The 581-nt window shown below is 74.9% G+C and carries 1 protein-coding gene; it reads left to right on the top strand.

All coding sequences use genetic code 11. The annotated features are described in order from the left end of the window. Window positions 1-138: 138 nt before the first annotated feature. Window positions 139-581 (top strand): NAD(P)/FAD-dependent oxidoreductase (locus B0W88_RS32175; RefSeq protein ID WP_144007162.1); only part of this gene is annotated, 443 nt, incomplete at its 3' end.

Raw genomic sequence — 581 nt, forward strand, 5'->3', positions numbered from 1 at the left:
ATGCAGGACCTCGCCGCCACACAGGCGGTAGACCTGGCCGCCGTCAGCGCCGCCGCGCTGGCCGCCGGCAAGACCGGGCCGGCGATCGGCGAGGCGGTCCGGCTGGCCCGGCTGGAAGCCCTGAAGGCCGGCTGAGCGATGGAGCGCGTCGACGCGCTGGTCATCGGCGCCGGCGTGGTCGGCCTGGCGGTGGCGCGAGCGCTGGCGCAGCGCGGCCTGGAGACCCTGGTGCTGGAGCGCGAGACGCAGATCGGCACGGGCATCAGCTCACGCAACAGCGAGGTCATCCACGCCGGCATCTACTACCCGCAAGGAAGCCTGAAGGCCCGGCTGTGCGTGCGCGGCCGCGAGCTGCTGTATGCCTTCTGCGCCTCGCACGGCGTGGCGCACCGGCGCTGCGGCAAGCTGATCGTAGCCACGGCGCCCGCGCAGGAGGACGAGCTGGAGCGGCTGCTGGCCGCAGGCCGGGCCAACGGCGTCGAGGAACTGCGCCTGCTCGGCGGCCCGCAGGCGCGCGCCATGGAGCCCCAGCTGCAGGCCGTGGCGGCGCTGGAGAGCGCCGCCACCGGCATCGTCGACAG

Source organism: Pelomonas sp. KK5 (genome assembly GCF_001984095.1).
In the GTDB taxonomy this organism is placed as follows: Bacteria; Pseudomonadota; Gammaproteobacteria; order Burkholderiales; family Burkholderiaceae_C; genus KK5.